This window comes from Actinomycetota bacterium, assembly GCA_018830725.1.
Lineage (GTDB): Bacteria > Actinomycetota > Humimicrobiia > JAHJRV01 > JAHJRV01 > JAHJRV01.
The window spans coordinates 1-7104 of sequence record JAHJRV010000073.1; the positions used below are offsets into that span (position 1 = coordinate 1).

The 7104-nt window shown below is 29.4% G+C and carries 10 protein-coding genes; 8 read left to right on the forward strand and 2 right to left on the reverse strand.

The window, feature by feature from the left end:
- Nucleotides 1-654, forward strand: a 654-nt coding sequence (locus KKC53_03560) for a 2-oxo acid dehydrogenase subunit E2 (GenBank protein MBU2598242.1), incomplete at its 5' end; no start/stop codon positions are given.
- Between the two features lie 104 nt (nt 655-758).
- A complete protein-coding gene (locus KKC53_03565) occupies nt 759-1100 on the forward strand; it encodes a bh protein (protein MBU2598243.1) in 342 nt (113 codons plus the stop codon).
- Between the two features lie 100 nt (nt 1101-1200).
- On the opposite strand, the gene lipB is transcribed toward KKC53_03565, so the two are convergent.
- Both lipB and KKC53_03575 read right to left on the reverse strand, forming a co-directional pair.
- A complete protein-coding gene (gene lipB, locus KKC53_03570; GenBank protein ID MBU2598244.1) occupies nt 1201-1830 on the reverse strand; it encodes a lipoyl(octanoyl) transferase LipB in 630 nt (209 codons plus the stop codon).
- 269 nt (nt 1831-2099) lie between these two features.
- Nucleotides 2100-2297, reverse strand: coding sequence for a DUF1059 domain-containing protein (locus KKC53_03575; GenBank protein ID MBU2598245.1), 198 nt, complete (start codon nt 2295-2297; stop codon nt 2100-2102).
- A gap of 493 nt (nt 2298-2790) precedes the next feature.
- On the opposite strand from KKC53_03575, the gene KKC53_03580 reads away from it, so the two are divergent.
- The 6 genes from KKC53_03580 (at nt 2791) to KKC53_03605 (ending at nt 6974) form a co-directional block, all read left to right on the forward strand.
- Nucleotides 2791-3840: an NADP-binding protein gene (locus tag KKC53_03580; protein MBU2598246.1), complete on the forward strand. Its 1050-nt coding sequence runs from the start codon at nt 2791-2793 to the stop codon at nt 3838-3840.
- A gap of 196 nt (nt 3841-4036) precedes the next feature.
- Complete coding sequence (locus tag KKC53_03585) at nt 4037-4357, forward strand: 2-amino-4-ketopentanoate thiolase (protein MBU2598247.1); 321 nt, start codon at nt 4037-4039, stop codon at nt 4355-4357.
- A 25-nt stretch (nt 4358-4382) separates the two neighbouring features.
- Nucleotides 4383-5768: a PLP-dependent lyase/thiolase gene (locus KKC53_03590; GenBank protein MBU2598248.1), complete on the forward strand. Its 1386-nt coding sequence runs from the start codon at nt 4383-4385 to the stop codon at nt 5766-5768.
- A gap of 191 nt (nt 5769-5959) precedes the next feature.
- Nucleotides 5960-6553, forward strand: coding sequence for a nucleotidyltransferase domain-containing protein (locus KKC53_03595; protein MBU2598249.1), 594 nt, complete (start codon nt 5960-5962; stop codon nt 6551-6553).
- Nucleotides 6525-6740 (forward strand): hypothetical protein, encoded by a 216-nt coding sequence (locus tag KKC53_03600; protein ID MBU2598250.1) that lies wholly within the window; start codon nt 6525-6527, stop codon nt 6738-6740. Before KKC53_03595 ends, KKC53_03600 begins: the two co-directional genes overlap by 29 nt.
- Complete coding sequence (locus KKC53_03605) at nt 6741-6974, forward strand: hypothetical protein (protein ID MBU2598251.1); 234 nt, start codon at nt 6741-6743, stop codon at nt 6972-6974.
- The last annotated feature ends 130 nt before the right edge of the window (nt 6975-7104 follow it).

The window sequence follows — 7104 nt, forward strand, 5'->3', positions numbered from 1 at the left end:
ATAAGGAAAACTATTGCTGAGAGAATGTATAAAAGCATAAGTGAAATTCCCCATTTTACTCTTTATGTTGAAATTGATATAAGTAATCTAGAGAGTTTAAAAGATAAGTTAAATAAAGAAATAGAGGGAAAAAAGATTTCATATACTGATTTAATAGTTAAAGCAACAGCACTATCATTAGAGAAATACCCAATTTTAAATTCTACTCTAAAGGATGATAAAGTAATTATTTTTAAAGATATTAATGTTGGTCTTGCTACTTCTATGGAAGATGGTTTAATTGTTCCAGTAATCTTTAATGCAAATAAATTATCATTAGAGGAAATTGCTGATAAAAGGGTTGATCTTGTAAATCGTGCAGGGGAAAATAAACTTGAACTCGATGACGTATCAGGTTCAACATTTACTATTACAAATTTAGGGATGTTTGAAATAGATTATTTTTCTCCTATAATAAATTTTCCTGAAGCAGGTATATTATCAGTTGGAGCAATAACAAAAAAACCAATTGTAGATAAAGAGGGAAAGATTACAGCAGAACCAATGATGAAATTGGGATTAACTTTGGATCACAGGGTATTAGATGGTGTGACAGGAGCAAAATTTCTACAATATTTACGAAAAATTCTTCAAGAGCCTAATAAATTAGTTTAAATAATCTTCTCCTGCTATAATTATGGGGAAAGTGCTTGTCAGTTTTCAAATCTTTGAATTATTAAATTAAATATTTTATTAGACCAAATATTTGAGGTGAATTTATGACTAAAAAAACCAAAACTATTTTACATTGTATTGAATGCGGAGAAGAAACAACCCATACAATAAATTATCTTGGAGATCATATAAGAGGTATACAATGTGATAAATGTAATAGTAAAGTTGAATTGGATAGAAGAGAACTGATGACAGTTTTTACAGAGGATTTTATAGATAGGGTTTTAACAAAACCAAAAAGACTAACAGTAGAACTTGTTAAAGTTATCGCCCCGCTAATACCCTTTCTGCCAAAAAGATTAATGAAAGAACCACGAAAAGTATTAAAAGATGTTTTTAGAGCAGTAAAAGGGGAGAATGAAAAGGAAGCTACAGAAAAAAAGTAAGGAAATAATGTGAACTTTGAGTAGATATATTTCCCTGTTTATTTATCCTCTCTTCTGGTGAGAGCATGTAGGTAGAGGTGGAAGGTGCAGATACTTAAATTTAAAGAATACTTTTAAATTCTTTTATAATATTTTTCTTCAATTTCTTCATATCTATTTCTTTATTTAATACCTCTTTCATTGAAGTTATATCAACATCCTTTATTCCACAAGGAATTATGTAGGAAAAGGGGGTCAAATCATTATTAACATTTAGTGCAAAACCATGAGTGGTTATCCATTTTCTAATCCTGACTCCTATAGATGCAATCTTTTTATTCTTAACCCAAACTCCAATCAATTTTGGAATTATTTCTGCTTTTATTCCATACTCATTTAAGACATTTATGAGCACTTCTTCTAAACTTTTTACATACCACTTGACATCCTTTTTATAATATCTGAGATTTAAAATAGGATACCCAACCAATTGTCCTGGTCCATGATATGTAACATCTCCTCCTCTATCAGTGTGGTATACTGAAACCTCTTTATTTTTTAATGCATCTTCATTAAACAAAATATTTAAACTATTTCCACTTTTTCCAATAGTTATTACCGGATAATGCTCAAGGAGAAGAAGGAAATCAGTTTTACCATTAAGAGATTTTTCTTCATAAAATCTTTGAAGTTTTAAACCTTCTTTATATTCAATTAATTTTTTAAAATCTATAACCTTAAGCTCTCTCATAATATTTTAGTATTTTATATCACAATTATTGTACAATTTTCCTTATGAGGTTATATTATATTTGTTATTGTAAATTTTGGTTTAATTTTTTTATTCCTCTTTCTAATATTTTAATAAAAACATGTCTTTTTTTAAACTTTTTAAAGTTTTATATAAAGTTAAAAGAGCAGTTTTGTCACTGCTCTTTTTATGTTAATACATAAGTTCTAAGACTTATTTTATGTGATGCTTTTTTGTCCTATCTCTTTCATTAGTTTCTTAAAGTCGCGTTATTGGCAACAACCGCTTTTTTCCTCGTCACGCATTACTTTTCGCACTTTCTCGACCAGCTCTTTAGAAATCTCTGTCAGGTTGTGTACATTTTTTGCATGTTCTGCTACCTTCTGTAGAACCTCTTCTTCTGTTTCAGCACGGACTACACCATCGCAGTCCATACCAACGTCTCTACAATATACAACTTTCGTCATTTTTAACCTCCTAAAATAGTTTAAATAGTTTAATATAACTAAAATAATTATAATTTACTTAAGATATTCTGTCAAATGTTTGTTAGATTTTTATACATACTTTAGAATAATATTTTCTATTTAAAAAATGAGAACAGTTTTGATCCCACTACTTTTATAATTTTATTGCGTATTTAGTGTGCGATTCATTTTTAAAAATATCTTATAAGTTGTCTTATAATATGAGTTAAATAATTCAATCCTAAACCTAATTCTGACCACCTTTTTAATGGATTACACTAAATCATAATCAAATGATAAAATTAGTAAAACAAGACTTCTTAGTAATTGATATTAATTCATATTGATATCTTCTTATATAATATATATAAATAAATTAGGTTTTACTGTTCATGAATTGTTTGTGAATTTTATTCACAGGTTACTGTCAATGAACTTATTTGCTAATTCAATTAGAAATTAATATTTCAAATTCAGATAATTGGGAGGATTGATGGAGAAAAATGTAAAGGTTATTTTATGGGGACTTGGAAATATGGGATCAATAATAGCCAAGGAATTGTTTAAAAAAGAGGGAGTAGAAATAGTTGGTGCCATAGCCCGAAGAAAGGAGAAAGAGGGTAAGGATTTAGGTAGATTATTAAATTTTGATAAAGAATTGGGTATCCGGGTTACTAATGACGCAAAATCTCTATTTGAAACTACCAAAGCTGATATTTTACTTCATTGTACTACTTCATTTGTTGAACAGGTTTATCATCAGATTAAACTTGCCTTAGAAAAGAGAATAAATGTTATCACAATTGCAGAAGAGATGTATAATCCATGGATAAAAAATCAAGAGTTAGCTGAAAAAATTGATAATTTAGCAAAAATAAATAATGTAACTGTTTTAGGAACTGGTATTAATCCTGGTTTTGTATTGGATACGTTAATCCTTGCATTAACTGGAGTATGTTTAGAGGTTAATGAAATTAGAGCTTCAAGAATAAATGATCTATCTCCATATGGTCCAACTGTGATGAAAACCCAGGGGGTAGGAATAACTGTTGGTGAATTTGAAAAAGGAATTACTGACGGTACAATTGTTGGTCATATTGGTTTTTTGGAATCTGTAAGCACAATTGCAAAATATTTAGGGTGGAAACTTGATGAGATAAAGCAGACAAGAGAGCCTATAATATCAAATGTTTTAAGAAAAACTTCGCATGTTTTAGTAAAACCTGGTATGGTAGCGGGTTGCAATCACAAAGCTTATGGAATAAAAAATGGTAAAGCATTTATAACTTTGGAACATCCCCAACAGATCCTGCCTGAATTAGAAGGTATAGAAACGGGAGATTACATAAAAATAAAGGGTAAACCTGAAATTAATTTATCTATCAAACCAGAAATACGAGGGGGAGTGGGAACTGTAGCAATTGCAGTAAACATGATTCCACACGTAATAAATTCAACCCCAGGATTAAAAAGTATGATGGATATGCCTTTCTGTCACGCCATTTTGTCAGACTATAGAGAATGGTGTCAGGTCTTGACATAGGACATATTATTCAGATTAATTGTATATAAAATATATAAAAATTAAAAATATAATAAGAATTTGATTAATAATAAATAAGATATTTCAAACTTAAAAATTTCATACTTAAAATAATATATATGAACTTATATTTTAATTTTTAAATGTAGATTATAAAGAGATATTTAGAATGTAAGTATAGGAAAGGAGAAAAATAATGTCATATGCAAAAAAGGGAGATTGGGTTCAAATAAGCAGAATCATTCTTCCTCCGGGAAAGAGAGCTCCACAAGTTCCTGAGGAAACTCAAAGAGTTCCTCTAAAAGAAATGGTAAAAGGGTTTCTATTAAATGATGCAGAAAAGGGTGATAAGGTAAGAATAAGAACTGTTATAGGAAGGGAAATAGTAGGGAAGTTAAAAACAAAAAATCCTGTATATCAGCATAATTTTGGAGAACCTGTTCCTGGACTGTTATCTATTGGTAAGGATCTGTGGAAGATTATAGGAAGAAGTAGGAAAGAGGAAAAAAATGGATAAAAAAGCAACTGATTATAATTCTGTGATGAGTAGGAAGAGCAAGATTATAAAAGCAGCACTTGGTTTAGATTATGACCAATTTGAACTTCCTGGAATTGGCTTTGATTATGAAAGTATGATGGAAAAAGCAGGATACTCTTTAGAAGAGGTAATTAAGATACAAAAACAGACAAATGTTGGTAATACACCACTGATTGAAGTAAAAAATATTAATCTTTTAGTTAAGAAACTTTCAAAACCTGGATATGGAGCTAAAATTTTAGTTAAGGATGAAGCTGCAAATCCCTCAGGAAGTTTCAAGGATAGAAGAGCCTCAGTGTCTGTTTATCATGCTAAAAAATTAGGTTATGAGGGGGTAATAGCTGCTACAAGTGGTAATTATGGAGCAGCTGTTGCATCACAAGCAAATAAGAGGGGATTAAAATGTATAATAGTTCAGGAGACTTATGACTCAAGAGGATTTGGTCAGCCAGAGATAGTTGAAAAGGGAAGAGCTTGTGAGTCATATGGAGCAGAGGTTCATCAATTAACTGTTGGTCCAGAATTATTCTATGTTTTTCTTCTCCTTCTTGAAGAAACTGGATATTTCAATGCTTCACTTTACACTCCTTTTGGAGTTGCAGGGATAGAAACCTTGGGATATGAAGTGGCAATGGATGTAAAAGCTAAATATGGAAAATTTCCTGAAGCTGTTATTGTAACCCATGCTGGTGGTGGTAATGTTACTGGAACAGCAAGGGGACTTTTAAAAGCAGGTGCAGAAAGTACTGAAGTAATAGCTGCAAGTGTTGATTTAACAGGACTTCATATGGCTAGCGATTTAGACTTTAATAGGAAGTCATTTACAACTGGACATACAGGATTTGGGTTTCCCTTCGCTACATGGCCTGATAGGGCTGATGTTCCACGAAATGCAGCAAGAGCTTTAAGATATATGGACAGATATGTTACTGTAACTCAGGGAGAAGTTTTTTATGTTACAGAAATGTTAGCTCAACTTGAAGGTATAGAGAGAGGACCTGCTGGAAACTGTTCACTTGCTGCAGCAGTTTCTATTGCCAAAGAGATGCTAGATGATAATATAATTGTGGTTCAAGAAACTGAATATACTGGTGCTGGTAAACATCCTACTGCTCAGCTTACATTTGCTAAAAAACAAGGTATAGAAATATACAGAGGTGATCCAAAAGAAAATATACCTGGTAGAAAGATAGTTATTCCAGAACAATCAAATCAGATAAAAGCTAAAGAAGTAAATTTAGATAGAATAAGAAAATCTTATTTAAAAAATACATTAGAAAAAAATAACATTAAACCAAAAGATCTTACCGAGCAAGATTTAAACTTCTTAGCAGAAGAAACCAACACCAATGCTGGTTACATAAAAGAATTATTAAAAGAATTAAAATAAATAATTATATATGGAATTTAAAATTAATTTAATCTCTTCCTCTTTTATTAATTCTTTGAAAAAGGATTACTCAAGGAATTTATGTAAAAATTATTACGATAACTAAAAGATTAAAACTTGAAATTGTTGTAGATTTATACTACAATTGTTGTGTATTTATACTACAATTATTGTGAAAGGAAAAAATGATTATGATGAATTTTTTGGGAATATCAAAGTCTAATTTAAGACGAAAAATATTGTCTTATTTTTTTACTAATCCTGATTCTAATCTATATTTAAGGGAAATCGCAAATATTATAAACGAAGACCCAGGCAATTTATCGAGAGAACTTTCTAGATTAGAAAATGAAGGAATTTTTAAGTCAATTAAACGTGGAAATCAGAAATATTTTTATCTAAATAAAGAATACCCTCTTTATAAAGAATTAAAAAGTATAGTATTTAAGACTATAGGTATTAAAGGTGGTATAAAAAAAATATTTGAAAAAATTGGTGATGTTAAGCTTGTCTTTATTTATGGATCTTATGCCAAATCAAAAGAAAATTATTTATCAGATGTTGATCTTATAATTATCGGTAGTCCAGATGAAGATAAGCTGATTATAGAATTAGATAGATTGGAAAACCAGTTGAAACGAGAGATAAATTACAAAATTTATACCATGAGTGAAATTAAAAAAGAGATTAAAGAAAAAGAACCTTTCATTTTGGAAATTTTGAAAGACAAGAAAATTATAGTTATAGGGGATGAGCATGAATTACAAAAGATTGCTGAAGGATAAACTTATAAAAAGACAAAGACCAAATTTTAAACAGATAGCTTATCAATTAAAAAGATCTTTAAAAGATTTAGAAGCAGCAGAGGCTAATCTTAAGATTGATTTAACATGGTCATTCACTATTACTTATCATTCAATGCTTAGAGCAAGTAGAGCTTTGATGTATTCAAAAGGTTATTTACCAACATAAATGAAATCTCATAAAACAATTGTTGAATTTACTAAATTAATACTCAGTGATGAATATAAAAATCTTATAAGTAGATTTAACAGAATGAGAAGGTTAAGACATAATTTTATATATAATTCTAAAAATCACATAACCTATCGAGAAGCAAAATCATATTTAGAAACTGCTAAAAAATTAATTAAAGAAATTATCTTAATAGTAAAAAAGGAAAATCCACAAAAGGATTTGTTTTGAAATTATTTATGGAATTATAAGACTTAATTTGTTTTACAATTTCATTTGAATTCAATTTTTAAAAAGGAGTATTAGTTGCAGAGAGAGGATGATTTTAAAATAAGAAGGAAAAAGATAAAAGAACTTTCAG

Coding starts and splice junctions, on each gene's coding strand:
- KKC53_03575 (MBU2598245.1), bottom strand. CDS start 2,297: ATGACGAAAGTTGTATATTGTAGAGACGTTGGTATGGACTGCGATGGT.
- KKC53_03580 (MBU2598246.1), top strand. CDS start 2,791: ATGGAGAAAAATGTAAAGGTTATTTTATGGGGACTTGGAAATATGGGA.
- lipB (MBU2598244.1), bottom strand. CDS start 1,830: ATGAGAGAGCTTAAGGTTATAGATTTTAAAAAATTAATTGAATATAAA.
- KKC53_03565 (MBU2598243.1), top strand. CDS start 759: ATGACTAAAAAAACCAAAACTATTTTACATTGTATTGAATGCGGAGAA.
- KKC53_03585 (MBU2598247.1), top strand. CDS start 4,037: ATGTCATATGCAAAAAAGGGAGATTGGGTTCAAATAAGCAGAATCATT.
- KKC53_03605 (MBU2598251.1), top strand. CDS start 6,741: ATGAAATCTCATAAAACAATTGTTGAATTTACTAAATTAATACTCAGT.
- KKC53_03600 (MBU2598250.1), top strand. CDS start 6,525: ATGAATTACAAAAGATTGCTGAAGGATAAACTTATAAAAAGACAAAGA.
- KKC53_03595 (MBU2598249.1), top strand. CDS start 5,960: ATGATGAATTTTTTGGGAATATCAAAGTCTAATTTAAGACGAAAAATA.
- KKC53_03590 (MBU2598248.1), top strand. CDS start 4,383: ATGAGTAGGAAGAGCAAGATTATAAAAGCAGCACTTGGTTTAGATTAT.